General features: G+C 45.3%; 25 protein-coding genes. 18 read left to right on the top strand and 7 right to left on the bottom strand.

Features of this window, described 5'->3' with window-relative positions; translation table 11 throughout:
- Positions 1-138 precede the first annotated feature (138 nt).
- Together AC0YN3_RS06225 and AC0YN3_RS06220 are read right to left on the bottom strand one after the other, a co-directional pair.
- Positions 139-1239, bottom strand: a complete 1101-nt coding sequence (locus tag AC0YN3_RS06225) for a GerAB/ArcD/ProY family transporter (protein ID WP_475774196.1) — start codon at positions 1237-1239, stop codon at positions 139-141.
- Positions 1240-1472: 233 nt separating this feature from the next.
- Complete coding sequence (locus AC0YN3_RS06220) at positions 1473-1832, bottom strand: MerR family transcriptional regulator (protein WP_475774195.1); 360 nt, start codon at positions 1830-1832, stop codon at positions 1473-1475.
- Between the two features lie 116 nt (positions 1833-1948).
- Here AC0YN3_RS06220 and AC0YN3_RS06215 point away from each other — a divergent pair, with 116 nt between their 5' ends.
- The 4 genes from AC0YN3_RS06215 to AC0YN3_RS06200 all read left to right on the top strand — a co-directional run bounded on the left by AC0YN3_RS06215 (position 1949) and on the right by AC0YN3_RS06200 (position 6718).
- Positions 1949-2587, top strand: coding sequence for a nitroreductase family protein (locus AC0YN3_RS06215; RefSeq protein WP_475774194.1), 639 nt, complete (start codon positions 1949-1951; stop codon positions 2585-2587).
- Between the two features lie 308 nt (positions 2588-2895).
- Complete coding sequence (locus AC0YN3_RS06210; RefSeq protein WP_475774193.1) at positions 2896-4677, top strand: helix-turn-helix domain-containing protein; 1782 nt, start codon at positions 2896-2898, stop codon at positions 4675-4677.
- A 224-nt stretch (positions 4678-4901) separates the two neighbouring features.
- The gene (locus AC0YN3_RS06205; RefSeq protein WP_475774192.1) at positions 4902-5915 is read left to right on the top strand and encodes an ABC transporter substrate-binding protein; all 1014 of its coding nucleotides are present in this window, start codon (positions 4902-4904) and stop codon (positions 5913-5915) included.
- 35 nt (positions 5916-5950) lie between these two features.
- Positions 5951-6718 carry an IucA/IucC family C-terminal-domain containing protein gene (locus tag AC0YN3_RS06200; protein WP_475774191.1) on the top strand — a complete coding sequence of 256 codons (768 nt, stop codon included), beginning with the start codon at positions 5951-5953 and terminating at the stop codon, positions 6716-6718.
- A gap of 188 nt (positions 6719-6906) precedes the next feature.
- Here AC0YN3_RS06200 and AC0YN3_RS06195 read toward each other — a convergent pair whose 3' ends face one another.
- Complete coding sequence (locus AC0YN3_RS06195) at positions 6907-7776, bottom strand: helix-turn-helix transcriptional regulator (protein WP_475774190.1); 870 nt, start codon at positions 7774-7776, stop codon at positions 6907-6909.
- Positions 7777-7938: 162 nt separating this feature from the next.
- Between AC0YN3_RS06195 and AC0YN3_RS06190 the strand changes: the two genes are divergently transcribed.
- Positions 7939-9906: an alpha-amylase family protein gene (locus tag AC0YN3_RS06190; protein ID WP_475774189.1), complete on the top strand. Its 1968-nt coding sequence runs from the start codon at positions 7939-7941 to the stop codon at positions 9904-9906.
- A 234-nt stretch (positions 9907-10140) separates the two neighbouring features.
- Positions 10141-10422, top strand: a complete 282-nt coding sequence (locus AC0YN3_RS06185) for a hypothetical protein (protein ID WP_475774188.1) — start codon at positions 10141-10143, stop codon at positions 10420-10422.
- A 125-nt stretch (positions 10423-10547) separates the two neighbouring features.
- On the opposite strand, the gene AC0YN3_RS06180 is transcribed toward AC0YN3_RS06185, so the two are convergent.
- The 3 genes from AC0YN3_RS06180 to AC0YN3_RS06170 form a co-directional block, all read right to left on the bottom strand.
- Positions 10548-11471 carry a haloalkane dehalogenase gene (locus tag AC0YN3_RS06180; RefSeq protein ID WP_475774187.1) on the bottom strand — a complete coding sequence of 308 codons (924 nt, stop codon included), beginning with the start codon at positions 11469-11471 and terminating at the stop codon, positions 10548-10550.
- 136 nt (positions 11472-11607) lie between these two features.
- Entirely contained in the window at positions 11608-12462 is an 855-nt protein-coding gene (locus AC0YN3_RS06175) for a helix-turn-helix domain-containing protein (protein WP_475774186.1), read from the bottom strand.
- A gap of 20 nt (positions 12463-12482) precedes the next feature.
- Positions 12483-13034, bottom strand: coding sequence for a helix-turn-helix domain-containing protein (locus AC0YN3_RS06170; RefSeq protein ID WP_475774185.1), 552 nt, complete (start codon positions 13032-13034; stop codon positions 12483-12485).
- Positions 13035-13197: 163 nt separating this feature from the next.
- On the opposite strand from AC0YN3_RS06170, the gene AC0YN3_RS06165 reads away from it, so the two are divergent.
- From AC0YN3_RS06165 to AC0YN3_RS06140, 6 genes are all read left to right on the top strand, one after another.
- Complete coding sequence (locus AC0YN3_RS06165) at positions 13198-13857, top strand: alpha/beta hydrolase (RefSeq protein ID WP_475774184.1); 660 nt, start codon at positions 13198-13200, stop codon at positions 13855-13857.
- Positions 13858-13863: 6 nt separating this feature from the next.
- The gene (locus AC0YN3_RS06160) at positions 13864-14634 is read left to right on the top strand and encodes a dioxygenase family protein (protein WP_475774183.1); all 771 of its coding nucleotides are present in this window, start codon (positions 13864-13866) and stop codon (positions 14632-14634) included.
- Positions 14635-14657: 23 nt separating this feature from the next.
- Positions 14658-16016 (top strand): hypothetical protein, encoded by a 1359-nt coding sequence (locus AC0YN3_RS06155; protein WP_475774182.1) that lies wholly within the window; start codon positions 14658-14660, stop codon positions 16014-16016.
- A gap of 262 nt (positions 16017-16278) precedes the next feature.
- Positions 16279-16887, top strand: a complete 609-nt coding sequence (locus AC0YN3_RS06150; protein ID WP_475774181.1) for a DUF3221 domain-containing protein — start codon at positions 16279-16281, stop codon at positions 16885-16887.
- Positions 16888-17349: 462 nt separating this feature from the next.
- Positions 17350-18120, top strand: coding sequence for an arylamine N-acetyltransferase family protein (locus tag AC0YN3_RS06145; protein ID WP_475774180.1), 771 nt, complete (start codon positions 17350-17352; stop codon positions 18118-18120).
- Between the two features lie 151 nt (positions 18121-18271).
- Entirely contained in the window at positions 18272-19255 is a 984-nt protein-coding gene (locus AC0YN3_RS06140; protein ID WP_475774179.1) for a glycoside hydrolase family 43 protein, read from the top strand.
- A gap of 129 nt (positions 19256-19384) precedes the next feature.
- Here the strand turns inward: AC0YN3_RS06140 and AC0YN3_RS06135 are convergent, their stop codons facing one another.
- Entirely contained in the window at positions 19385-19891 is a 507-nt protein-coding gene (locus tag AC0YN3_RS06135; RefSeq protein ID WP_475774178.1) for an Rrf2 family transcriptional regulator, read from the bottom strand.
- Between the two features lie 228 nt (positions 19892-20119).
- Between AC0YN3_RS06135 and AC0YN3_RS06130 the strand changes: the two genes are divergently transcribed.
- The 6 genes from AC0YN3_RS06130 (at position 20120) to AC0YN3_RS06105 (ending at position 26474) form a co-directional block, all read left to right on the top strand.
- The gene (locus AC0YN3_RS06130) at positions 20120-20563 is read left to right on the top strand and encodes a carboxymuconolactone decarboxylase family protein (RefSeq protein WP_475774177.1); all 444 of its coding nucleotides are present in this window, start codon (positions 20120-20122) and stop codon (positions 20561-20563) included.
- A gap of 108 nt (positions 20564-20671) precedes the next feature.
- The gene (locus AC0YN3_RS06125; protein WP_475774176.1) at positions 20672-21424 is read left to right on the top strand and encodes a YjjG family noncanonical pyrimidine nucleotidase; all 753 of its coding nucleotides are present in this window, start codon (positions 20672-20674) and stop codon (positions 21422-21424) included.
- A gap of 259 nt (positions 21425-21683) precedes the next feature.
- Positions 21684-22430, top strand: coding sequence for an SDR family NAD(P)-dependent oxidoreductase (locus tag AC0YN3_RS06120; protein WP_475774175.1), 747 nt, complete (start codon positions 21684-21686; stop codon positions 22428-22430).
- Between the two features lie 315 nt (positions 22431-22745).
- Positions 22746-24266, top strand: coding sequence for a spore germination protein (locus AC0YN3_RS06115; RefSeq protein ID WP_475774174.1), 1521 nt, complete (start codon positions 22746-22748; stop codon positions 24264-24266).
- Complete coding sequence (locus tag AC0YN3_RS06110) at positions 24259-25341, top strand: Ger(x)C family spore germination protein (protein WP_475774173.1); 1083 nt, start codon at positions 24259-24261, stop codon at positions 25339-25341. The genes AC0YN3_RS06115 and AC0YN3_RS06110 overlap by 8 nt, the downstream gene beginning before the upstream one ends.
- Positions 25342-25361: 20 nt before the next feature.
- Positions 25362-26474, top strand: coding sequence for a GerAB/ArcD/ProY family transporter (locus tag AC0YN3_RS06105; RefSeq protein WP_475774172.1), 1113 nt, complete (start codon positions 25362-25364; stop codon positions 26472-26474).
- Positions 26475-26478: the final 4 nt, after the last annotated feature.

The following is a 26478-nucleotide window of genomic DNA, read 5'->3' as shown; positions in this document are numbered from 1 at the left end:
ATATTATATAGTGCTTTGATGGGGATATGCATGGTCTTGGGCTCATTCATATTTGCCAAGATACTTGTTCCAAGTACAATAACGCCTTTGAAAACGATATTCGAGCCCATCGGGAAAATCATTTTAAAACAATGAAATCTAAAGCGTCGGTTTTTTCCATGCCCTTTTTACCGAATCAACCATCAGGAGGAATATAGGTAATATCATCTGAGTAAATAAGGCATGGCTTGGATACGTATACTTGAGATAATGGCTCAAATCGGTGGAGTAATTGACTAATACAGAAACCGATCCTAACACGGATAAGATCGTTATAGGGATTACGAAATCCCTATAGTTTTTAAGGCTGAATAGATGACAAATACTTAGACAGATAATGAAGAATGTGACGGATATTTTAATAAAGCAACCCATTACCCATATCGCTACAGCTAAAGCTTCCAAACGTTCAAAGCTACCTTGAAAACCGATATACTGAATAACGCTTAATAAAGGGAAAGTCAATTTATCAGTCAAAGGGCCAAATATCATAATCAAAGGTAAAACCGTAATGGCTAAAAGTCCTGAGATCAAACATAACCCGATAATCGAAGCTTTGAATGCTTTTTTTGGTTGGTTTAAATAAGGAAGAAGCCAACCTAGAATGAAAAATTGACTTAAATATGCGGCAGGAAATATTGCACCCTGAAGAACCGGGAACATACCGTTACTGAGCACAGGTCGAAGGCGCTCAGGATCATATTCAGCGAGCATCAGCATCAAGAGCGGAATCAACAAAACAAACATGACTAAGGCAAGGAACTCGTTAGACCTAGCTATGGATTCGATTCCCATATAGACAGCTATGCCGCATAGAAGGGCCAACGATAAACTAACCATGAATGGTGGGCTTTTGTGGAGCAGAACCGTATTTATGAACTGTATATGTTGGTTTAAAATGATGAAGTCAAAGTTAATCCAATAATAAATGATATACAGTGCCAGACATTTTCCAAGCCATTTGCCCAATATTTGCGAGCTATACTGAATAATGGTTTGGCCCGGGTAGCGATTGGATAATAGGGTCATTACCCAAATATTGATAAACCCGATCAAGACGGCAGGGAAAATCGTTAGCCATGCGTCCTGTTTGGAAATCTTGATCATCAAACTTGGTATGATTAGAATGACGGTTGGCGCTATGAAGGAAAATAGCAAAAAACTTAATTGCGTTGCCGATATTTTTTCAGCAGGTTTCATTGGTGTTCTCCTTCAGAATCGATATACACCAATTATTGCCTTTCTTAACTTAACGTAAACAGGCAGCAGGTTTAGCGAGACAAGTTCAGCCGAAAAATAGCACAGCTTCGTTGTTCGAAATCGCGAAGGCTAGAGAAACCAAAAACAGGAAAATACGATCCCGAAGGACGCATTTTCCTGTTTTTTTCGATCAGATTATTGCGGCTCACCGGAGATCACGGCAAATAAGGTCCTTAACACTTCGTTCGAAAATTCGCTTTGCCTTCCAAGCTTGCAAGCAGAAACTTTTTCGACTTGCTCAATCGTTTTTGAATCTCTTCAATTTCATTGATTTTATGTTCTACCATCTTCTTCTTTGCCTCGTAAGATAAATGAAGTTGTTGGTTTATTAGCAAACTTAACTCGTCTATCGAAAAGTCTACGGATAAAAGAGACTTCACGTCATCTAGAAAATCAACAATTTCTTCGGAATAAATTCGGTAATTATTCGCATCTCTTTTCACGAAGGAGTCCGGAATTAGGTTTTTGCGTTCATAGAATCTCAATGTTGAGATGGGCAGACCCGTTAATTTTGAAACGTCATTTATTTTCATCGCATGTCCTCTTTGCTTGTTGCTATAAACCTAAGTTTATAGTTCATAATACGAATATGATAACGAATGACATACACGATGTCAAAAAATCTATTGTTATCAAAAGGAGAGTTTTTATGTTTAACCATATTCTGAATAACGATTTCGCCGATATAGTCAAGGGACGACGTTCTGTGCGCCATTATGATGAGACCGTTAAAATCTCGAAAGAAGAGATCAGCGAGATTATTAAGGAAGCCAGTTTGTCTCCATCATCTGCCAATATGCAGCCTTGGCGCGTCGTTGTGGTGAATACGCCGGAAGGAAAAGAAAAACTAAGACCGCTTGTACGCTTTAATACATTGCAAAATGATACTTCAGCAGCCATGCTATTAATTTTCGGCGATACCCAAAGCTACTTATATGCGGAGGAAATTTACAATACTGCGGTGGATCAAGGGAAAATGCCGGCTGATGTACGAGATAGCCAACTCGAAACCATTCTAACCATGTTTCCGACGCTATCGAAGGAATTGAAAGTTGAAGTTGCAAAAGTAGATAGCAGCCTCTTTGCTATGCAGTTAATGTTAGTAGCCCGTGCACACGGGTATGATACGAATCCAATGGCAGGTTTTGAGGTTGATCAGTTGGCAAAAGCATTCGATTTGGATGAAGAACGTTATGCCCCAGTCATGATTGTCTCAATAGGAAAAGCAAAAGAAGTAGGGTATGAGACCGTTCGGTTAGATTCAGGCAAGATTACCTTTTGGAGGTAACGATTTATCGGTAAGCTATAAACGTTTTTTTTATAAAAGCAGTACGGGGACAAGACTCTGCAATCTTTCCTAAACATTCGTGCTCAATTAGCGTACAGGCCACCTTCTAGGTGGCTTTTTTGCTTGTTAAAGAGCTGTTCGCTAAAGTCTGTGATATAAAACGGATACGGTTAAAACCGGAATGCAAACGATCAGATTCGTTTAATTAAATATAAAGGTTTTTAACCAGGGAGTGTGTGGTAACATCTACTTAAGACTTAACGACTCTAAACCGATTAAAGACCCTTCTTAGGAGTTGACATCATATTATGATTGTAGAGGACCACCTCATACTTTGGAATCATGTTTCGCTGAAGATGGTTGATGTGCAGCGTACCAAGCTTCCGGTTGGCGAGCATTCGCAATCGTCCCGGCTTTCGTCGAGTGTTCTGCTATACGCGATACAAGGCCGTGCGCGGCTCCTATTGGACGGGAACGAGCACCTAGCAGAAAGCGGATATGTTTTCCACGCCGGCAAAGGTACGGTTTTTACGATCATGGACGTCACCGACCCTATTGAATATTACATGATTCAATATTCGGCATGCTTGTCTCAGCCGTGCAGCCATGAGTTGCTTCAATTGATGAACCGTACGGAACCGTTTGATGTTCATTATGGATCTGCTGTCGGCCATGCTGCTCCGCTGCTCATGACCTTGTCCCGAATGGAGCAGGAATGGAAGCAGCCTGGGGCGATGGCGAAGCTACAGGTGAAATCGTTATTTTATCAATTCATTTGTGAGCTATTGGGACAACTTCAGCACCAGCAACAGGAACATGAGACGCCAGATATCGTACTGCAGGCAGCAAGGTATATCGATGAACATTTTGCCGAGCCGATCACAGCTGATACGCTTGCAACGCTATTGCATTCCAGCCCTCGCACCCTGCAGAGAATGTTCAACAAGCGGCTTGCTCTTGGTCCGATTGACTACCTCGTACAGGTCCGTATAGAAAAGGCCAAGGCGTTACTATGTCGTACGAATGCGGGGCTTAAGGATATCGCAGAGGCAGTCGGTTATGCAGACAGCTACTATTTCAGCCGGTTATTCAAGCGGTATACGGGCGTTTCCCCCAGCGCTTATCGAGAATCAATGCTGCAAGCCAAAAGTGCCGAACCGGAGGAAATTGCTTTAATTACGTCTTGTCCGGGAGCAGCATGCAGCGAAAAGATGGGACAGTACGATCCATTGAAAGTTGCTATCCGAAGATCACAGCGGACGATCATTCATCTGAAGGGGGAGCTGCTGCTCCAGTGGCAGCCAAAGAAAATTGCCGTACTGGATCCCCAGTTTATGGATCATATGCTGGCACTTGGCGAGCTGCCGGCCGGCAGCGCCATGGTGACGAATGATAGGAGCAGCTTTCCGCAGCATCTAATTGAGGGTCTGCGCATGATCAAGCCTTTGGGAACGTTGGCTGCGCCTGATTTCGATGCATTGCGTGCTTTGGCGCCCGATCTGATCATCTGTACGGAGTTTCAGAATAACATTTATGAAAGTCTCTCGCGTATAGCGCCGACCATCATGCTTGAGCGAAACCGTGATTGGAGGGATACGCTGCGAATCATTGGACGGATTACGGGCAAAAAACGTGAGGCGGAACAAGTTTTGCAGCAGTACAAAAACAAAATCATTACTTTGAAATCGGCACTCACAGCTAAGCTGCACCGGCAGTCGGTGACGTTTATCCGGCCGCAGGACAATAGCATTAGGCTGCATACATGCGCGCATCGTACGGCGGCGATTCTTTACAAAGATTTGGGGCTTTATCCGCCGAAGCTGGCACTTGACCGTAAAAGAACTAGCTCCATTCTTCCTTTGGAGGGTTTGCCGGAGCTGGATGCAGACCATTATTTCGTATTGACTGACAACAAATATCAGTCTTGGTCCGATGAGATCCAGACTACGGCTACATGGAAAAATCTGCGCGCGGTGCAGCATCATCATGTTTACCAGGCCAAAGCAAGCATCTGGATAGCGTATTACGGTCCTATCGCAATGAATCAGGTCGTTGATCAAGTGGCGGAAGTTTTCTTGGATGCAAAATAAGCTAGTATAGCGCAAGATCATGAATGAAATAGCGCTTGATGATCTATCCCTTAAAAAAACACTGTTGCATTCAGATCTGTCGATTTGAGCAGCAGTGTTTTTTTTGACGCCATAATCTATTGCGGTTGGCGCTAATATCCATTGAAGATCTTAAGGCGAGTCGATATAGTGTTGTAAGTGACGATGAGTGTCATTCTCAATTAAGAAGCGGAGGAATTATACATATGTATCCAAGAAGCAAATTAGCGTGTACCTTTTTCTTGTTAGTTAGCATAGTCATGATTCTGGGCGCATGCTCAGACAACCCAAATCCAGGAATCAATAATGCTGGGGCAGGAACGACGAATCAAGCGCAAGCGACAAATGAGCAGAACGCAAATAGCAACTCCGGAACGGAGCCTGTTATTCCTTCACCGGTTACCATTCAGCATCTGAAGGGCGAAATGACGCTCGAGAAGGTACCGGAGAAAATCGTGGTTTTGGACGTTCAATACGCGGATCAAATGCTAGCGCTCGGATTTCAGCCGGCGGGCAGCGTAATAGCTGAAACCGACAACGGGCTTCCACCATACTTGGGCGATAAGATGGGGAATATTCCACTGCTCGGAACGTATGTCGAGCCGAATCTTGAAGGAATCATAGCAATCGAACCGGATCTAATCATTGCCACTGAATTCCATGACGAGATTTACGATGAGCTTCTCAAAATCGCGCCAACGATTTCACTAGAGCGCAACGAGGATTGGCGGACCGTACTGCTGAAATTCGGACAAATTTTGAATAAGCCGCAAGAGGCGCAACAACTAGTTGATGGATACAAACAAAAAATAAGCGAGCTAAAAGCTGCATTGGCAGATAAAATGAAGGATCAAACGGTTGCATTGATCCGGCCTAGGGATGCAATGATAAGGCTTCAAACAACCGCACATCGAACTTCACAGATTTTATACGATGATCTAGGCTTGACTCCACCGGATATGGCCGTGAACAGCAAGGATTCAAGTATGATGATTTCGCTTGAAGTGCTTCCTGAATTGGCTGCCGATCATATGTTTCTTCTTCAGGACGATACGAACTTGGAGCTAACGACTGAATTCCAGAACACGGCGATTTGGAAAAATTTGAACGCGGTTATGGAAAAACGGGTATATGCAGAAAATACGGCGCAGTGGATTGGCTATTATGGTCCCATTGCAATCGATTTAATCGTAGACCAGATCGCTGATGCGCTGCAATAATTCAGTTCGAGCGTAGAGTCCTAGGAGGTTCTTGAATGAACAAGCTACCACGAATTGCACAGGATGAATGGGATTACTTAAACGAGCAGTGGGGCTTGCGCGAATATGATGCAAGCCGTTCCGATTCTTCGGTGAGAGCTTCGGAATTGCTCGACGGAGAGAAATGCTCTGCGTATCTGGATAGATTGTCAGCGCTTTTGCAATCTCCGTCTCGGATGACCACGGCCTCGCAGTTTTTCAAACGATACGCCTTCATAACGGCTGTTCCTTTGTTGTATGCGATGACGGCGTACAACAAAGGACTGGATTTATCAGCCGAAAATTGCTTGATTGAATCGTCACGGAGCCATTCCGGGTTAGCGCATGTAAGCTTAGCACTTGTGGATGCGGTTATGCCCGAAGCTGCTAAACGACATGAATGGCGCGATTCGGTCATTCAATGCCTTTTTGCTGGGAATATAGGGAAGTTAGTTGCGGTTATGTCCAGAGTAGCCAATGTGCCCAAACCGATTTTATGGGAAAATGTTGCAGTCCGCGTATTCTCGCTATACGAGAAAAGAATCGGGGTAACGGGAGAAAGGCATGAGCAAGCCCAAGGTCGTGTTGATTTTCACTATTTGATTCATGAGGCTCCCGGTGCGCTATTCGGGGAAAAACAAAATCCGCTAGGACGCTTTTACGGGAAACCGACATGTTCATTTGATTCTGATCCATCTCTTCGGATCCGCAAAACCTGCTGCTTCTACTATGAAGTTTCCCGTGTTAAAGAATACTGCACGAACTGTCCTAAATTGAAGTGCTAACGGATATTAGGCTTGTTCGTTCAAGAATAATTGCCGGTATTGGCCAGGCGAGGATCAGGAGAAGCGGGGATTTCGCTTCAAATCTCCTTGCTATACCATGCGCAGCTGTCGGTCATTTCCCGTGAGGAGCTCCCGCGGGCATACAGGTCGGCGCTGCACCGTTCCGCCAAGCGGTGAATGGCTGTTTGTCAGGCCATGCCTATTCGGGCAGTCCGGTATTGACCCGGCGTCATTCCGGTAAGCTTGCGAAATAGTCGAATGAAATAGTTGGCATTCTCGATGCCTACCCGCAGACCGATTTCGGACACGGAAAGATCCGTGTTCTCAAGCAGCGATTTGGCCGTCCTGACCTGCAGATCGTGCATATACTGAAGCGGGCTCATTCCTGTATATTTCTTGAGGCAGCGGGAGAGATAGTCGAAATGGAAGTGAAGGGACTGCTCCATATGCTTGGCGTCAAAGGGTGTTGTCAAATGCTGCTGCAGATAGGCGATCGCTTGATCGCAGAGCAGTCTGGAGCGTGGTACATATTGCGTTCGCAATGCCGTTTGCAGCTCGACGAACAGGCCGGCGAGCTGCGTCTGAAGCGGCAAGGAGCTTTGAGGCGACAAGGAATGATGAAGCTCCAGCATCCGTTGCAGGAACGGGACAACGTCAGGAGCGTGAACGCTGGTGAATTTCGGAATATACATAACCTGCCGGTGCGGCGCGACATCGTGATCGGTTCCTTTGGCAAAAGGAACGGACCACGGAATTTGCCCGCTGTCGATATTTCGCACGGGTGCCGGATGGACAAAATGGATCCAATAAATTTCAGTCGTTTCTTCGCAGGGGCGATGCCCGACATGAGTGAGGTTCGGTTCAAGCACAAGCATGGAGCCTTCCTTGATCTCGTATTGGACATCCTCTTCCGTTATGTACAAGGTTCCTTGCAGGACGAATAACATATCGTAAACGTTGAACGAACGGACGAAGTGCTGTTGTCCCGGCGGCCAGCAAGAGTGGCCAATCGTTAATAATTGGGGGAGAGGGGGGATCGTTAGTTCCAGACAACGCATGGCTGGGCATCTCCTATTCTTGGTAAGCGTTTTCTTATTGTATCACATACTCATTGCTTGGAAGGTAGAAAATGTGCTATAAAAAGTCGCTTATGAACCTGTCCGGCGGAACGTGCAGCTTATATAGTTAAGCTATACGAACCGGAAAGGAAGATACAACCTATGCGATTCCGTCAGGTCCATTTAGATTTTCACACTTCCGAAGCAATTGCGCCGATCGGGGCCCGCTTTGACAAGAAACAGTTTCAGGCGATGCTGCAGCTTGGCCATGTCGATTCCATCACGCTATTCTCCAAATGCCATCATGGCTGGGCTTACCATCCGTCGGAAGCAAACGAGATTCATCCGGGACTAGGGTTCGATTTGTTAGGGTCCGCAATTGAGGCGGCACATGAAATTGACGTTAAGACGCCTGTTTACTTATCGGCCGGACTGGACGAGAAGCTGGCGAGGCGCCATCCGGAATGGCTGGTCCGCGACGGGAATGATCATACGAATTGGGTTAAGGGCTTTATGGAACCGGGCTATCACCAGTTTTGCATGAATTCTCCTTACCTGGATATTCTGCTCGAGCAAATTCGCGAAATGTTGTCCCGGTATGACGCAGACGGCTTGTTTCTCGATATTGTCGGAGTGCGCGAATGCTACTGCCATAGCTGTGTCGAAAGCGTGCTGCAAGAAGGAAACGATCCTCGGGAAACGGCTGCGATGCGCCGCCTATGGGAGAAAACGTATGCGAATTATACGGCAAAGGTGAAAGAAACGGTTGAATCGGTGAAGCCGGGACTGCCGATCTTCCATAATGGGGGACATATTGCCCGGGGCCGCCGCGACTTAGCTGCCATGAACAGCCATTTGGAGCTGGAATCGCTGCCGACTGGCGGCTGGGGCTATGACCATTTCCCGCTTTCGGCCAGGTATGCTCAGACGCTTGACGTCGATTTTCTCGGCATGACCGGTAAGTTCCATACGTCTTGGGGAGAATTCGGCGGCTTCAAGCACCCGAACGCGCTGCGTTATGAAACGGCGCTCAGCATTGCCAATGGCGCACGCTGCTCCATTGGCGATCAGCTGCATCCCGACGGCTGCATGGATGAGGCAACCTACGCATTGATCGGCGCGGCTTATGGCGACATTAAGAGCAAGGAAGCATGGTGCGTGAAGACGACGAACGTTGCGGACGTAGCGCTTCTGTCGTTAGAAGCAACCGGCGTACATGCGAAGGCGGATTCTCGGAATACGCATTCGGATGCCGGGGCGGTACGGATGCTGCTTGAGGGTAAAGTACTGTTTGATGTTATCGATAAGGAGCAAGACTTTACCGCTTATAAAGTGCTGATTCTTCCGGATTACGTGGCGGTGGATGACGAGCTGCAAGGACAATTGGAGTCTTATTTGCAGCAGGGAGGTAAAATAGTTGCGACGGGCTGGTCGGGGCTTGATCCGGAAGGCAACCGATTCGTCATCGATCTCGGAGTACGTCATGTAGGGATGAATCCGTTCCAACCCGATTATTTCCGTCCATCCTTTAAGCCTGGCAGCTTGGGGCCGGCCTCCTACATTTTCTACTCCCAGGGGCAAAAGGTCGAGCTAGCCGGCGGAACCGAGCTGGGACAACGCGAAGATCCGTACTTCAACCGCGACGTATTTACGTTCTGCTCGCATCAACATACGCCGAGCAGCTATACTTATGGTGGACCTGGGATGGTAGAGAGCGGCAACGGCATCTATATCGCCTGGAACGTGTTTGAAGATTATGCGACCAAAGGCAGCTTGATCCTGAAAGAAGCGGTTATGTACGCGCTGAATCGGCTGCTTCCAGCCAAGACGCTTCTAACGAGCTTGCCTGCGCAGGGCGTGGTCACGCTTCAAGAGCAGATGGATGAGAAACGGTTGGTTAATCACCTGCTCTACGCGTCTCCGGTGCGTCGAGGCGAAGGGATCGAAGTGATTGAGGATATCGTCCCGCTATACGATGTGGAAGTTTCCGTTCGGACGGCCAAGCCCGTGAAGCAGGTATATCTGGCACCGCAACTGACACCGCTGCCGTACAGCTACGAGAAAGAAACCGTTGCCTACAAGGTACCCGTGCTGGAATGTCATCAAATGGTTGTCATCGACTACGAATAAAGGAACGGAATTTGCATCATTACTTTACGATTAAAGGATGAACGTTGATGGACTTTAAACCGCTAGCTTCTTTTATTGACCGAATAACTTCCTGGCGTATCCCGTGGGCAGAGGTGCTGGTCATCCATCGTAACGAGACGGTATTCCGTTACCGGAGAGGGTATGCCAACCTGGAAGAGGGGACGCCGGTTGAGGAAGGAATGATCTTCAATTCTATCGCCGGCGATGGTCGATTTGATGCGGACGGACCATCTGGACGAATGTATGCAGGGCGATTACTGCTGGGATCAATTGAAAGGCTATGGCTACGGCTTAGGCGTGCGTACGCATACCGCCAAACCGGTGAGCGGATCACTGAGCCCGCTCGGCGAATTCGGCTGGAGCGGTGCCGCAGGCTGCATGGCCATCATCGATCCAGAGTCGCAGCTGACTGTCATGTATGCGCAGCATTTGCTGAACAACCAAGAGCCCTACGTGCACCCGCGGTTAAGAAATGTCGTGTATGGTTGTTTGTGAGCGCTATTGATTGAGAATTTAACAGGCAGACGCCCCGCTGGGGCGTCTGCCTTATTTTTGTGCCCAAATCTGTTTAATTGCACATCAGATCTGCCGTTTGCATCAAGGAATGGACCGGATTCATGTTATAGCGAATGGGCCTTGTTTTCATTCATTCGCTGCAGCCAGCGCTGCAATTCACGGCCAATCGCATGAGGATTCTCCTCCAAAAGATGGTGGAAGCCTTTCCCGATATCGAAGAGCGTAAGGTTTTGTAGATGGCTCCGGCACCAGGCGAGCTGGGGCTCGCGTATCGTGCAGCCAGGAGTAGCATAGAACAATAGCTTGGGAATGGCGGATGCTTTGAACCACTGGTTACGCGCTTCGACGGCAGCCACGACTTCTGCCGGCTGTCCTTCGATTGGAATCTGGTTCGGGAAAGCCCACATCGGTTTCCGATCCTCGGGATTGCGGAAGGGCTCGCGGTAATACTCGAGTTCCTCTACCGTGATTTGCCGGTTAATGATCGTTTTCGTCATGCCCTCGATAAACACGCTTTGATCTCGCATGAACGGCCATCCCTGCTCGGAGTCGCGTAAAGTCTGGAACAGAGCATGCGAATCAGGAGGGGAGAAGTCGGCCCATGCCTGATTGGGATACAATGCTTGCGGTTCGAGCATGACCACCGATTTAATGCAGCTGGGGTTATTCATCGCATAATGCAGCCCGATTGCCGCACCCCAGTCATGCCCGACCAGTACGAAGGGATCAAGATCCATTTGTTCGATGAATTGGGTCACATAATCGACTTGCTCAAGAAACGTGTAACCAATATCCGGTTTGTCTGATCTTCCCATACCGATCAAATCGACCGCAATGCAGCGATTGGAATTGTGCGCGTAGGGGATAACATTGCGGAACGCGTATGACCAGGTTGGATTCCCGTGTAAGAAAACGACCGGGGCACCGCTTCCTTCATCAATGTAGTGGAGTCGATGTCCGTTGACCGTCGCATATTTCGATTCGTACGGATAATCTTTCCCGATTGTTTTCGTGTCTTTATTGGGCACTTAGATACAACTCCTTGTCATGAATAAGTATTATATCCCGATCTTATCATCCCGTCGAAGTCGGCTCATTGTAAAAATGCGACAAGTTATTGCGGATTAGAATAGCCTTCCCGCTGTATGCGGGAAGGCTATTCTCTCAATAATACAAATGTTGGCCTGTGGAGAAAGAGGTATCGCTTTTGTTAAAAGACTTTTTGAGCTCTGGTTGAAACTCGCTATTGAAAAACTGCGCAGGCGTGCTGCCTGCGAACGATTTAAAGCTTTTGGCAAAGTGTGCGTGATCGGTGTAACCGCATGCCTGAACGATATCCAGATAATCATAGCCTGCATTACGAAGCCGAATCGCGTGTTGGAAACGCACAATGCTCGCGAAATGTTTGGGAGATGCCCCGATCAAGGAGTTGAACTTGCGTTCCAAGGTACGCTTGCTCATGTGAGACAGAGTGGCGAGCCGCTCTATCGATACGTCACCTTGACGCTTCATGATATGCTGAGCCGCGAGCATAATGGAATGTTCTTCAAGGTTGTTCCGAAGCCTACAAACCAGGAATCGCTGCACGATACCAATCCGATCAGCTGCATGGGTCGCATATCTTAATCTATCTTCCATTTCATGTACTTCTTTGCTCGGAAAAATAAGTTCGAGAGGTATATTCGCATTTTGAAATTCGTGAATGGGATATGCCGTAAACTTCGCTAAGCCTCCGGGCTTGAATTGAACGATAATGGTACCGATGGCTCCCGTGCCCAGATATTCCTTAACGGATGCTTGCAATCCCGTTAATCCACTCGATCCCATTTCGAAAACCTTGCCGTTCTCCAATCGTTTCATGGGCTGTCCATATTGAATGCCTATAACGGTCATGGCTGAAGGCAATACTTTGACAGGCTGACGGTTAGCGAAGTTTGTCCGGTTGAAATCCTCTTGCAAAAGCAAAGCGTCTAGATATGGAGACAGCTCCTGTATTGGAGAGAAACGTTGTAGCAGCATGAAGACTCTCCTCTGCAAAGTTAAATCAGATCTTGTCCGTTCTCATTTTCTGTATAGATGGATATCAAAACAATTGCAGTATCCTCGCCTATGTTTCTTACTAAATGCGGTGTGCATGCGTTCCAGCTGAAAGAATCGCCTTCTTCGAACTCAGCCGCATCCTCGCCCTGCACCGAGTATACTCTTCCTTTGATGACGATATGGACTTCTTCGCCTTCATGCGCGTGAGGTGCAGCTCCCGTAGAAGCGCCAGGAGGAAATTCCACGAGCATCATTTTAACGTTCTTCGTAGAGCTAAGGTGTTCGACTTTTAAATGTTCCGGACCGCTTGTGGTCATTTTTCTCTCATTCTTCCGAACAAAACTCATCCGTTCTTCTTTCTTTAATAGCAAGTAGGCTAAGGGTACGTTCAGGGCTTGCGCTATGTTTTCCAGTGTCGCTATGGAAGGGGACGTTTTATTGGTTTCAACCTGACTCATGAATCCTTGGGAGAGTCCGGTTGTTTCGCATATTTGAGCGATGGTGATAGTTTTGCGCTTCCGAATTGTCCGTATCGTGGATCCGATATCCATCGCATTCACCTCTCGAATATTAGTAATATGAATTATAAATACATATTAACAATTTGAGTATTGACAAGTCAATAATCCTTGCGTTAAATTACTCATATAAAATTTAATTCATTATCACTAATATTTATTGTGTGGCATCGCTTGCCAAATAAGGAGAGTTTATATGATTCCGAAATATCAATATGATGTTCACCTGCCTGCCAACCTCGAACCTGGCAAAACCTATCCAACCGTTTTCACCTTGCATGGCAAAGGCTCGAACGAAAGGCATATGTTCGGTCTTGTTGCTCCGTTAGCCGAAGATTTCATCATCATTGGCATACGCGGCAATTTGCCGCTTGGCGCTGGCTATCAGTATTACGATTTAATAAGCCTGGGTAATCCCATTCGGGGAATGTTTGATGAAGCGGTCACAGCGCTTGAATCATTCATTCATTATGCGACGGATAAGTATCCGGTAGATCCAGACAGAAGGTATTTGCTCGGCTTTAGCCAAGGCGCAATTTTATCAATGACGCTTGCCTTCGTGATGGGTGAACGGTTAAAGGGAATCGTTGCGCTAAACGGATACATTCCTGACTTTGTGAAGACGGAATATCCCGTTCAAAGCATGAGGAATGTCGCGGGTTTTATTTCTCACGGAGAGTATGATTCGGTATTCCCGGTACGGATTGGCCATGAAACCGCCGCATATATGAAGGATAAGATGAATCGTTTGTCCTTCAAAATATATCCGACCGACCATGGCGTATCGGAAGAGAACCAACTTGATTTTATGAACTGGCTGAAAAAAGATGCAAAAATAAACACCAATAAGGAGTGAGGACAGATGATGCCTTCCTATTTTTTCGCGCATGGCGCCCCGTCAATCGTGCTTGAGGATAACCGATATACGGATCTGCTTAAAACGTTTAAGAATCAAATGCCTAAACCAAAAGCGATCGTACTCTTCTCCGCTCACTGGGAAGAGACGGTACAGGCGGTAAGCGCTGCTGAATCTTATGAAACGATTTATGATTTTGGCGGGTTTCAAGATGAGCTTTACAAGATGACCTACCCTGCAAAAAGCGATCACTCACTAGCTGAGCAGATTCAAACTTTGTTTGCCAAGCAAGGCGTCCAAAGCGTTCTGGATGAACAAAGAGGCTTGGATCACGGCGCGTGGGCCGTACTTAAGCTGCTTTATCCGGATGCAGATATTCCGGTCATTGCACTATCCGTAAATCGCAATTTGCCTAATGAGGAGCAGTACCAAATCGGAAAAGCGTTGGCTGAACTCCGCGAGCAGGATATACTTATCATTGGAAGCGGAGGGACAGTCCATAATTTAAGGAAATTGAACTGGCAGTCCAAAGGCAATGAGGCATGGGCAGAGCAGTTCGACGATTGGCTGCAGAGCAAGCTTGAATCGTGGGAGACAGAAGCATTATTCCGATATCGCGAACTTGCTCCATTTGCCCAAGAGGCCGTACCGACGAATGAACATTTTATTCCGCTTCTGCTTGCAATGGGGACGGGGGATTCCAATCGTAAAGCAACGCTTCTTCACCGCAGCTATCAATACGGCAACCTAAGCTTAAGCTGCTGGCAATTTAATTAAGAGGGGAAAAGAGGACAGATCAGATGGCACCCGCAGTTAAGACGGCAATGGAGAGAATGCTTATATTCTCAATTGCTGCGTCATATATTGCTCTGCAATTGACACAGTTCGAGCCGCTGATCTATTTTCTGGGAGGCTTAGTGTTTGTTGCAATCACTTTGCTGCTGCCGAAGCTTAAGGGAATGACATTATGGCTAACGGTTTCCTTCATGCTTACCGGAGTTGTCCTATTATGGCTTCAGAAAGCAGATGCTAGAATATGGTTTGAATCGGCTGGGATAAATGTGACCATCGTTACTTTATTCTTATTTGCTCCGTTATTCGGGATTCCGGTTCGCCTTCCAGAATACGTCAAGGCATTGAAGAAGTTTTATGAAGTTAACCTGCGAAGCAAGACCGCTTTATTTCTAGGAACGCAGCTTCTAACCCAGCTCATGGGTGTATTTATCAACGTCGGATCGATTCCTGTCGTTTATCAACTGGTCTATGTGAAGCCACAGCCGGGCATGAATCTTCTGCTTGCCAATGCGCTAAACCGCGGTTTTGCCGGAGCGATTTTATGGTCCCCGTATTTCGCAGCGATGACCCTTGTGACAGCGGCGCTAGGACTGCCATGGTCGTCAATACTGCCTTATATGCTTGGGTTAGCGGTCCTAAGCCTCGTGATTAGCTGGTTAGTTGATTTTCGGGAATTGCTTCATGCTGACTTAGCGGATTCTAGCCAGGCAGCGGAAAGTAAGGAGAGAGCGGTTTTTCCGATCGGACTAGGCATGTATTTGGTGGCGGCTATCATCGTCATCTTAGCTATGGAACGTTTAATCGAGTTGCCCATGGTTTTATTAATCTGTTTGGCCGCACTGGCTTACCCGTTGTTGTGGTGTTTTGTAAAGGGTGAAATGACCGTATACAAAGAAGGATTCAAAAATCATGTGACGGTCACTTTACCTGCTTTGCGGAAAGAGATCACGCTGTTTCTAGCTGCTGGCTTCTTCAGCGGGTCAATCGGCGTAACGAAATTTGGAGCGGTTGTTCCGAGCTTGCTGGAGCACATTCCGCTGCCTGTAGCTTTCACATTTTCGATTTTCACGGTGGCATTAATTGCGGGTACCTCTTTAATCGGCCTTCATCCAATCGTGCCTGTGACCATACTTGCCGGAAGCATTGATCCTATGAATGTTCAGGTTAGCCCCGTCTATTTCGCGGTGCTGCTGCTTGGAAGCTGGGCATTGTCTAATCCTATTTCGCCCGCATCAGCCGTTAACAATTTGCTTGCTGGATTGCTCAAGAAGTCGGTATTCGAGGTTGCGATGCCGAATTACAAATTTGCTGCCTGTATGGCAGTGGGATTATTGATTTTTTTAATGGTTTTGGCGAGGTTTTAGATATTGATGAGTTCACCACCTTTATAGGTGGTTTTTTTTGAGCTTTCCTTGTAAAAGCAACATCGTAACCAATAACACGTTTTATTCAGATTTGATCGGTTACGATCCCATTGCGATTTTAGTATGCGCGAGTGAAAGCTAAGGTGTATACCGCAACCTTTTCATTCGATCGGAACAGAATTGATTATTTGGTTTATTTATGAAACATTGGGCCAGTCTTCCTCGTCTAAATGAAAAACATTGCAGCGAGGGGCTATTAAATTTGAGTGTAAAACATTTGATTCTGATGAAATGTTTGTGTGTTCTGCTGCTGTGTTTGTCCGGATGCGGTTCAAATTCGAAATCAGCTCCAGCCGATTCTGAAGTAAGTGAAAGTCCGAAGCCGACAGTTGATAATGTGCCAAGCCCTTTTGAAACTGACGAATCGAAGCTATCAAATCAGCATGAGTTTGAAGGATATATCGTGAAAAAAGCGAATAGCAAGATTCTCGTCGCCGGGCGTTACCACACAACTTATAGTGAAAAGGGCGGACTGAGCAATTCCTATTCAGCGATCTGGTTTACCAATGCGACTGCTAACGTAGAGATCGGTCAGCAAGTGAAAGTATGGATCAAGTATGACGAATTACTGGATTCCTATCCGCAACAGGGTGAGGCAGAACAGCTAGTGATCAAGTCTGGTTTGCAGCCTGAAGGAGCAGTGATGAGCGAAGCAGAGGCTATCCGCCAAGCGCTTTTCTCTATAACCGTTGGAAACTGGGAATATCCGATCATTAAAGACGTTAATTACGATGCATCTAATTTGATATGGAAAATCACTATCGGCCGGAACGACGTTGAAAATAATATCGAAGTTCAGGTGCAAAATTGACAAGAAAAAAGAGCTTCCAATTATGAAAACAACGTTTTAGGTGCTTTTGTTCCAACTATGAGGTCATTCTAGGAAAAAGCGGCATAAAAGTTGTTTTAACACTTAACAGCTGTACGTGGAGAAAAATGGCTAGAAAATGCTGCTTGATGCAAAACCGTACATAAAAGATAATCGTATATTGGTTCCGCTCTACAGATCATTAGTAACACCGTTGCGTGAATGAATCGTCTCTAATCCATAATAATGCCTATTAACCGGATGGTTATCGGGCACTTTTAGTTATTTATGAGTAACTCGCTGCAATACTGATCGTGTATCCCCTTTCATTTATTTGTATAGCAAAAGCTTCCACATAGGTGGTACCATCAGATAGAACAATATGTTATTGGAATGGGAATACACATTGAAGCAAAAGGGATTGCAGTTAGAGCAAGTAAACGATCAAAGGACGGTGTTTTTGTAGTGACAACTATTCATCCTTCCATTCAGAGCTACTTGGATCGGATCGGTTTTATAGGATCGCTGGATGGCAGCGCAAAGACGCTGGGAGACCTGCAAGAACGACATTTGTACGCGATTCCCTATGAGAATTTGGATATTCTGGCAAGCAAGCCATTATCGCTAGATCCACAGGATCTTTACCAGAAAATTGTAGTGAATCGGCGCGGAGGCTACTGTTTCGAGTTAAACGCGTTATTCGGATGGCTGCTGCGGGAGCTCGGTTATAAAGTAACGGACTTGGTTGCCCGATTCTGGCGAGACGAGCAGCAGCTCCCGCCAAAAAGGCGCCATCATGTCCTCATAGTAGAAGCCGAAGGTAGCGACTACCTGTGCGATGTTGGCGTTGGTGGGAGCGTACCATGCAGACCCGTTTCGTTAAATGAAGGGGTAGTACAGCAGCAAGGAAATGACTACTACCGGCTCGAGAAGGATGCTAATTTTGGTTGGGTGCTTTGCGAGCAGAAACATAGTGGTTGGAATCGCATTTACTCCTTCACGGAGGAGCCGCAGCTGCCAAAAGATTATATATTTGCGAGCTTTTGGTGCGAAAATGCCGCTGATTCCATCTTTAATAAATACCCGATCGTTGCAATTCGGACGCCTGATGGGCGGCGTACGGTATCCGACCGCGAGTTCCGCATTTTTACCTCTGCCGGAGTAAATACGTTCACGCCGGAGACAGACGATGAATTTAAATCAGCTTTGTCCACCTATTTCGGCATCGAGCATTGAATGCTCGATGAATTGAAAATTACTCAAACCGGTTAAAGCCTACAATCTATAGTTTTTCGGGGTTTTACTATGGAATGAAGGGTTGTCTCCGACAATGGCAAGCACTACACTTTATTTATTCGTTAACCTCTACCGAAAAAGGAGTTTTCAAATGAATAATAAACCAACGCCTAATCAGCCGCTTGTCACCCATATTTATACGGCGGATCCCTCCGCGCATGTATTCGAGGGGAAAATTTATATTTACCCATCACATGATCTTGATCACGATGGCCCGGATAATGACAATGGCGATCAATATGCGATGGAGGATTATCATGTATTATCATTAGATCATTTCGATTCTCCGGTCGTAGATCATGGCGAGGCATTGCATCTGAAGGATATTCCTTGGGCTTCTAAGCAGCTTTGGGCACCAGATGCTGCCTATAAAAACGAAACTTACTTCTTGTATTACCCTGCCCGGGATCATGACGGTATATTCAGAATTGGCGTAGCGACAAGCGCTTCTCCGGCTGGGCCGTTTACCCCGGAGCCTACTTACATGGAGGGCAGCTTCAGCATCGATCCTGCCGTTTTCATGGATGATGACAATCAAGCATTCATTTATTTCGGTGGCCTATGGGGCGGTCAGTTGGAAAAATGGCAGACAGGCGTCTTCAAGCCAGATGAAACAGGGCCGGAGCCTGAAGCGCCAGCGCTTGGTCCCCAGGTTGCGTTGCTGAGTGAGGATATGCTGTCTATCCAAGGCGCTCCGAAGGGAATTTCGATTGTCGATGAGAATGGCAATCCAATTGCAGCCGGTGATGAGGATCGCCGTTACTTTGAAGGACCATGGGTACACAAGCATAATGGGTGGTATTATCTGTCGTATTCGACAGGTACGACACATAAGCTGGTGTACGCGGTCAGCCAGAATCCACTTGGCCCATTTACATTCAAAGGGACGATTCTAACTCCGGTGGTAGGCTGGACGACCCATCATTCGATTGTGGAATTCGAAGATAAATGGTATTTGTTCTACCATGACTGCTCTTTGTCCGATGGCGTGAATCATAAGCGATGCGTAAAATACACGGAGCTGCACTATAACGAGGATGGTACGATCCAGACCATTTACTACAACGACCTATAATCAATTAGAATTAAACCTCATTTAAAAAAGGTCAAGACTGATTACTATACAAAAATACAAAAGCTCCTGCAACCTGCAGGAGCTTTTGTATTTTTCCACCTTCCGTACTTTGAAGCACAGCATGTGGCGTTAAGGATTCTGGTTGCTATTTTCGAAAAATTCACGGGTTTCTTTGCGTGATTGTGGAGTTAGTACGCGATCAAGCTCTTCATTTAACCAAGTAAGCGTTTTGTTGCGCAGAAGATTGCGCATGCTATCCTCGGCATCCAGCATAGCTAAGTTAATCACACAGGAAGAAGCTTGCGTGCAAGCCGCATATTCTTCATCGCGACAAAGATAACTGTTATTTTTAATATTTTTACATTGAAAAATGGGGGAAGCACCTTCGACAGCTTCGACCACATCCCAAAAAGAAATGTCCGCGGGAGGTTTTGCTAATTTATAACCGCCTTTTACGCCAGGAACCGAGCTTACGATACCGGCTTTTGATAATTTACCGAAAATTTTCGAAAGATAGGTTTCCGAAACGCCTTGAAAAGCGGAGAGCTCTTTAATCCCAATTGTCGAATCTTTTGGAATATCAATTAAATATACCAAGCAATGCAGGCCATATTCAACGCCAATGCTATACTGCATGCAAACACCTGCTTTCTAGATAAAAAGATCGCTATTAATCATCTTAGGTGGATTTAAAACCCTTGTCAAATGAGGGTGTTGGGTCATTTTGCTGAAATGATCCATATAGGGAGTTGACAGACTTATAGTTAAGGTTTATATTGGTGACAAGGTTAATCGACGATTAGTGTTGTCGACGATTAATTTGATGGTGTAGGTTAAAATATAGCGATAACGGAGGAATTTACGATGAAAGTTCGATTAAACCATATGAGCGCAAACCCTGGTGCTTTGCAAGTGATGATGAAGCTGGAAGGGTTTATTAAGACAAGCGGGTTGAATGCAAATCTATATGAACTCATTAAGATTAGAGCATCTCAGATAAACGGTTGTGCTTATTGTATGGATATGCATACTCGGGATTCTCGAAAAATGGGCGAGACGGAGCAGCGTATTTATTTGATTAGCGCATGGCGCGAAGCCCCTATATATACCGACAAAGAAAGAGCCGTGCTTGAGCTTACGGAAGCTGTTACGCGAATTTCAGAGCAAGGCGTACCGGATGAATTGTATGAAAGAGTTCGGGCATATGTGGATGAAGCAGAATATGTAACGATTATTATGGCGATCAACACCATTAATGCTTGGAACCGAATTGCGATCTCAACAGGAATGTTCCCTGAAAAGGAATAAAGCTGCGTATTTCACTGCCATATGCCGTACGTCAATCCCCGTGCATCCACGATGCACGGGGATTGACGTACTTTGTTGAGTTGTATTAACGTTGGTAAGATGATACGCATGAAAGAAGATGAAAACGTTGGGAGAGTAAATATGAGCTATAATATACTGCTATTCGATTTAGACGATACGTTGCTAGATTTTGGCGCGAATGAAACGGAGTCGTTAAATAAACTGTTTCAGCAACAAGGCTATATGTTTTCGGATGAAATATTTCAAGTATATCGTGCCGTCAACAAACAGTTATGGGCGGAATACGAAAACGGAAATATCATTTTGAATGATGTGCTAAACGCACGGTTTTCTGATACGATGCTAAAGCTTGGAAAAGTCGTAGACGGAATAGAATGGGAGAATGCGTACAGGGAACTATTGGGCAGCGGAAACCAGCTTATGATTGAAGGTGCTTTGGAAGTTTGTCAAAAGTTATCAGCATCCCATAGATTATTTGTCGTCACCAATGGCATTACTCAAACGCAGATAAGGCGCTTAAAGCAAGCAGGCTTATATGAATATTTCGAACAAATCTTTGATTCGCAAAGCATTGGGTTTCAAAAGCCCTCTCCAAAGTTTTTTGATTATGTGATGAACCATATTAAGGATTTTAACAAGCAGAAAGCACTCATAATAGGAGATTCGTTAAATACCGATATCAAAGGCGGCATTTTGTCAGGGATTGATACGTGTTGGATTAACAGGCATTCACAAGAAAGCTTTGCTGAAATTCAAAGTACTTACACGATTGCTAGCCTGATGGAAATAATGGATATTTGCGGCCCGGGCAATAAAGGAAAATGCAATCCGCTTTCTTGAAAAAACTACATCTCATTTCTCATCCACATGCGCATACGATAAATAGCTAGTAATGCCAAAAGATTTTCTTAATAAAATGTCTTATTCCATCACAATTATTACTTCTTGGTGACTAAATAACAAAATAGTGCGTACTATTATTATTGTTACCATTCATCCATACTAGCGTGTATAAGATGTTCTTCACTCTTTACGAACGAAAAGGGTAGAATGAGCTTCCAATGCCAAACTAAAATAATGGTTAAAGGAGAGTCATTATATGGGTAAATTTGATGGTAAAGTAGCAGTCGTAACGGGAGGAACCAGCGGAATTGGTCTAGCGACCGCACAGCAATTTGTAAAGGAAGGCGCCTATGTTTTTATTACGGGCCGCAGGCAAAATGAACTGGATGAAGCAGTTGCTTTAATTGGAAAAAATGTAACGGGCGTTCAAGGCGATATTTCCAATCTGGAAGATTTGGACAGGCTCTACGAAACCGTGAAGCAGGAGAAAGGACATTTGGACATCCTCTTTGCCAATGCCGGTCTGGGATCGTTGCTTCCACTGGGTGAAGTTACAGAAGAGCACTACTACAAAACATTCGACGTTAATGTAAAAGGAACGATATTCACGGTGCAGAAGGCGTTACCATTATTTCCGAATAAGGTAGGATCGATTATTGTGACTGGTTCTACGGCAGGCGCAATGGGTAATCCAGCGTTTAGCATTTATGGCGCATCAAAGGCAGCGATAAGACAGCTGGTTCGCAGCTGGATTCTTGATTTAAAAGGCACTGAAATTCGAGTTAATGTTCTTAGTCCCGGAACCGTTCATACGCCGGCTTACGATGATTTATTCGGCGCTAATTTAGATAGCTTCCTTGAGTATGCTAAGCAAGTCACGCCGCTAGGAAGAATAGGAGAAGTCGAAGAAATCGCTAACGCTGCCATATTCCTTGCCTCCAACGAGAGCAGCTATATTAATGGAATTGAATTGTTCGTAGATGGCGGAGTCGTACAAATTTAAAGTTAAAATATACGGCTGCGACGCCTGAAAAAGATGGTCTCATGCTCTAGGCAGATTGATCCATTCATATAATCCTCTTCAAGTAACTACTCAAAAATCGCCTTGTGATCGCACAAGGTGAGAGTAGGCTTGAAGGGGATTTATTGCGAAAAAAATAATTGGGGAAGGTAAAACCGGAAGCATCCTAATGCTTTTATTGCAAACAGGTCTGCTCGATCCTAACTCAAGCGTTGCGCCACTGGAAATGTATAGTTTTGGGGATCACCGAACATAATGGTGTTAACTCATACTACAGGTGCAGGCAAGGAGTAGACCATGCAGAGGAATAATGAACCTGCGAAGGATTCAACTAAACCCAATAAAGATGCTCGCAAAACGATCACTGAGGTTTTTCGGTTGGCGTGCAAATCTAGTGACTTTCATCAATTTTCCCCGGTTGAGGGCGATTTTCCCGTTCGAATTCAAATCAGTTATTTTCAAAGTCTAGTGGACAATTTGAAAATAAACCATTATCTCGTTTCGGAAATCCAAAAAAATATCGAACATATAAATGGCATCGAGGATATGAAGAATATCATCCCCTTTGAAGAAATAAAAGTGACGCATGATGCCGCAGAAGTGGAGAAAAAGCTGATTAAAGGTTATGTGCTCATTCAGCTAAACGAAACGGTTGAGGCATTCATACTAGTAAATGTAAATATATCGGAACGCGGCCATCGCTTGAGCAATGACACCGAAAATGAATTTAGCGTCGTCGGGCCAAAAGTCGGCTTCGTGGAAAACATTGACCTCAACATTCATTTGCTTAGGCAACAAATGGCGGTACCGGAGTTAGTGTTTGAAGAAGTAACAGTCGGTTCTATGTCCAACACAAAGGTGATGATTGTGTACCTGGATGGAGTGACGAACGATCAGCATGTGCAGACTGCGCGGCAGCGGCTTCAGGCGATAGACGTTGATATTATATATGACAGTTCATTTCTTGATCAAATCATATCAGACAACACCAATACGCCTTTTCCGTTGTTTCTTTCCACCGAAAGAGTGGATCGCGTCATCTATGCCATTTCATCCGGGCAAGTCGCCGTATTCTCCGACGGCTCGCCTTATGTCATTACCGGGCCGTCTACTTTTTTGGACTTTTTTATATCGCCCGAAGATTATTACGTACCATGGATCGTCGGTTCGTTCTTTCGCATCATTCGGATAATGAGTGTTTTTTTCTCAGTATTCGCGACCCCGCTTTATGTCGCCATATTAACCTATCATTTCGCAGTGCTGCCTGAAGCCTTGCTTGAACCGCTGATCATGTCTCGGAGCCATGTTCCTTTTCCTCCAGTAATAGAAGCCATTTTTCTGGAAATCACGATTGAGCTGCTGAGAGAGGCTGGTGCGAGGCTCCCTACGAAAATTGGACAAACATTAGGCATCGTTGGCGGTATCGTAATCGGGCAGGCAACGGTTCACGCAGCGCTGACGAGCAATATTTTGTTAATCATTGTCGCATTAACGGCGCTAGCCTCGTTTACGACTCCTATATTCAAAATGGCTAACACGATTAGGTTACTGCGGTTTCCTTTTATCCTGCTTGCCGCTTTATGGGGAGGGCTTGGCATAACCGCTGGGTTTCTATTGTTAATCGGGCATTTATTGCGATTAAAATCGTTAGGGACGCCTTATTTGGTGCCGATATTCCCGTTCCGTACGGGCAACTTCTCAGACAGTATCATACGGGCATCGTATGCCTATATGACAAGCAGAAGCAAGTATTTAAAGCCAAAGGTGCTTACAAGGTATCATCCAAAGGAAGACAAGGAGGATATTAACGATGAGTAACGTTAAGCGTCTGTTGGTTCCTTGGTTAGCATTGTGTTTTCTTGCCGGATGCGGCAGTGATGGCGTTGTCGACCATATACGCAGCTTAACCGTACTTGGGATTGACAAAAATGATTCCGGTTATACGGGATCGGCTTTATATTCAGATTATGAGGACAAAGGGAAAATAAAGGTGCTTTATGGAAAAGGGAAGCAATCACGGGAAATCTTCAACGAAATGGCTTTCGAATCCGCGCAGCCGGTCCGGATGGAGAAGCTGAAAATGCTAGCTTTCAGCAGGGAGGTAGCCGAAGGAGGAATTACTAATTTCCTTAAAACGATCTGCCGGGACCCTGTCATCAGCAACTATGTGATCCTGGCTGTTTTTGACGAACCATTTGCTACTGTAGCGGAAAGCCTTGCAGGGAAAGGGAGTCAAAATTACCCCTATCAATTAATCGAACAAAATATGAAGGAAAAAATGATTCCATATTCGAATCTGTCAACCGTACTGTTTGATTTTTACGGAACGGGACGGGATTTTTCCGTACCTTATCTCAAAATAAACCCTAAAAGGCAGGTCGAAATTAACGGATACGGGATTTTCAAGGCTGATCATTTAAAGCTTGTCTTGAATCAGGATGAAATGGTTTATTTTAAATTGCTGCAAGGCAAAGCTTTGCGGGGGGATATTCCGTTTGTCATCAAAAAAGGCTCAAACGTGTCGCCAGCTATATTCACAATTAATTCCGGCGAGCTGAATAGGAAGGTCATCCAAAATCAGGAAGGGACAACATTGACTTATTCGTTTGTCTTAAGCGGAATGGTAAATGAATATCCGGATTGGTTTTCATTGGATAAAGAAAAAAACACGCATTCATTAGTGCGGCAACTGGAGACGCAGCTTCAAAGCCATCTTCTTGCCTTGCTGCACAAATTCGTGAAAGAGGAAGTTGACCCGCTCGGAATCGGCGATTTGATGAGGACTCGCCATCGCAGCTGGTCGGAGGACAAATTCTATGCGAACGACTACAAAAATATCAAATTCGATGTTCATTTCCGTACGAGCCTAAGCAAATCCGGAGTCGGGGAGTAATTTCGTCAGGGGGATATCCGGTGGGAAGACAAGTAAAGGAAAGCTTAACTGTATCGCCATATCTGCTATGGACCTTAATACACGGCACGCAAATGGGAAGCACCTTGTTGATTTTCCAAAGCCGCATTATAAACGGGGCCGAGATGGACGCCTTATTTTCTTTTGCGGCAGTGGGAATAAGCTTGCATTTGATTATTGCGATGATGTTTTATTTGCTATCCCATTCAACGGAGGGCGATATCATATCATTGCATAACCAGTTATTCGGCAAATGGATCGGTACCACAATGACGTTTGTGTTTTATGGATATATCCTTTTATTTATCGTAAATGAATTAAGGCCATACATAGAAGTCATACATGTATGGGTGTTTCCGTATTCACCGCTTTGGAGCTTATCGCTCTTGTTTCTGCTGGTTGCCGCTTACGTCGTTTCCGGAGGCCTAAGAGTCATTACGGGCATCTGTTTCTTCTGCGTCATCATTCCTAGCCTGTTGATCCCGTCGCTTTATTTCCCGCTAAAGCAAGCGCATTGGACAAACTTTCTCCCTCTGTTTAATCACAGTGCTCATCAGTTCGCAGAGTCTGCCTATCATTCTTTAACCACGATGTTAGGTGTTGAGTTTTTGCTTTTGTTGTATCCTTTTATTAAAAACCAAGAAAAGTCTAAGAAATGGGCTCATATTGCGGTTGCCCATTCCACGCTTATCCCATTGATTATCGCGTTTGTTAGCTTTGCTTATTTTAATATTCAAGAACTGCAGCATACGATCTGGCCAACGCTTATCCTATCCAAAATCATTCGTTTTCCTTTCATTGAACGATTTGATTATATTTATATTTTTATTTGGTTTTTTGTAATGATTTCCGCATGCTGTGTCGCCTTATGGGGTGCAATCCGAATTTTAAAGAAAACGATCGGAATAAAATCGAGGCCTTCATTATGGGTTACCGGAGGCCTTGTATTTGTCATTATGCTTCCCATGAAAAATCCGATGATGATAGAAAAGCTGGATTCCGTATTGACCTTGTCCGGTTGGATCCTATTGTATGGATATATTCCGCTGCTATGCGCATGGATGAGCCTAAGGAGAAAGTTTGCAAATAAAAAGAGCATGCACAACGAGAATTAGGAAC

This window comes from Paenibacillus sp. J22R232 (assembly GCF_056269165.1).
This window is presented reverse-complemented; position numbering and strand designations above follow the sequence as displayed.

Coding starts and splice junctions, on each gene's coding strand:
- AC0YN3_RS06225 (WP_475774196.1), bottom strand. CDS start 1,239: ATGAAACCTGCTGAAAAAATATCGGCAACGCAATTAAGTTTTTTGCTA.
- AC0YN3_RS06220 (WP_475774195.1), bottom strand. CDS start 1,832: ATGAAAATAAATGACGTTTCAAAATTAACGGGTCTGCCCATCTCAACA.
- AC0YN3_RS06215 (WP_475774194.1), top strand. CDS start 1,949: ATGTTTAACCATATTCTGAATAACGATTTCGCCGATATAGTCAAGGGA.
- AC0YN3_RS06210 (WP_475774193.1), top strand. CDS start 2,896: ATGATTGTAGAGGACCACCTCATACTTTGGAATCATGTTTCGCTGAAG.
- AC0YN3_RS06205 (WP_475774192.1), top strand. CDS start 4,902: ATGTATCCAAGAAGCAAATTAGCGTGTACCTTTTTCTTGTTAGTTAGC.
- AC0YN3_RS06200 (WP_475774191.1), top strand. CDS start 5,951: ATGAACAAGCTACCACGAATTGCACAGGATGAATGGGATTACTTAAAC.
- AC0YN3_RS06195 (WP_475774190.1), bottom strand. CDS start 7,776: ATGCGTTGTCTGGAACTAACGATCCCCCCTCTCCCCCAATTATTAACG.
- AC0YN3_RS06190 (WP_475774189.1), top strand. CDS start 7,939: ATGCGATTCCGTCAGGTCCATTTAGATTTTCACACTTCCGAAGCAATT.
- AC0YN3_RS06175 (WP_475774186.1), bottom strand. CDS start 12,462: ATGCTGCTACAACGTTTCTCTCCAATACAGGAGCTGTCTCCATATCTA.
- AC0YN3_RS06170 (WP_475774185.1), bottom strand. CDS start 13,034: ATGGATATCGGATCCACGATACGGACAATTCGGAAGCGCAAAACTATC.
- AC0YN3_RS06165 (WP_475774184.1), top strand. CDS start 13,198: ATGATTCCGAAATATCAATATGATGTTCACCTGCCTGCCAACCTCGAA.
- AC0YN3_RS06160 (WP_475774183.1), top strand. CDS start 13,864: ATGATGCCTTCCTATTTTTTCGCGCATGGCGCCCCGTCAATCGTGCTT.
- AC0YN3_RS06155 (WP_475774182.1), top strand. CDS start 14,658: ATGGCACCCGCAGTTAAGACGGCAATGGAGAGAATGCTTATATTCTCA.
- AC0YN3_RS06140 (WP_475774179.1), top strand. CDS start 18,272: ATGAATAATAAACCAACGCCTAATCAGCCGCTTGTCACCCATATTTAT.
- AC0YN3_RS06135 (WP_475774178.1), bottom strand. CDS start 19,891: ATGCAGTATAGCATTGGCGTTGAATATGGCCTGCATTGCTTGGTATAT.
- AC0YN3_RS06130 (WP_475774177.1), top strand. CDS start 20,120: ATGAAAGTTCGATTAAACCATATGAGCGCAAACCCTGGTGCTTTGCAA.
- AC0YN3_RS06125 (WP_475774176.1), top strand. CDS start 20,672: ATGAAAGAAGATGAAAACGTTGGGAGAGTAAATATGAGCTATAATATA.
- AC0YN3_RS06120 (WP_475774175.1), top strand. CDS start 21,684: ATGGGTAAATTTGATGGTAAAGTAGCAGTCGTAACGGGAGGAACCAGC.
- AC0YN3_RS06115 (WP_475774174.1), top strand. CDS start 22,746: ATGCAGAGGAATAATGAACCTGCGAAGGATTCAACTAAACCCAATAAA.
- AC0YN3_RS06110 (WP_475774173.1), top strand. CDS start 24,259: ATGAGTAACGTTAAGCGTCTGTTGGTTCCTTGGTTAGCATTGTGTTTT.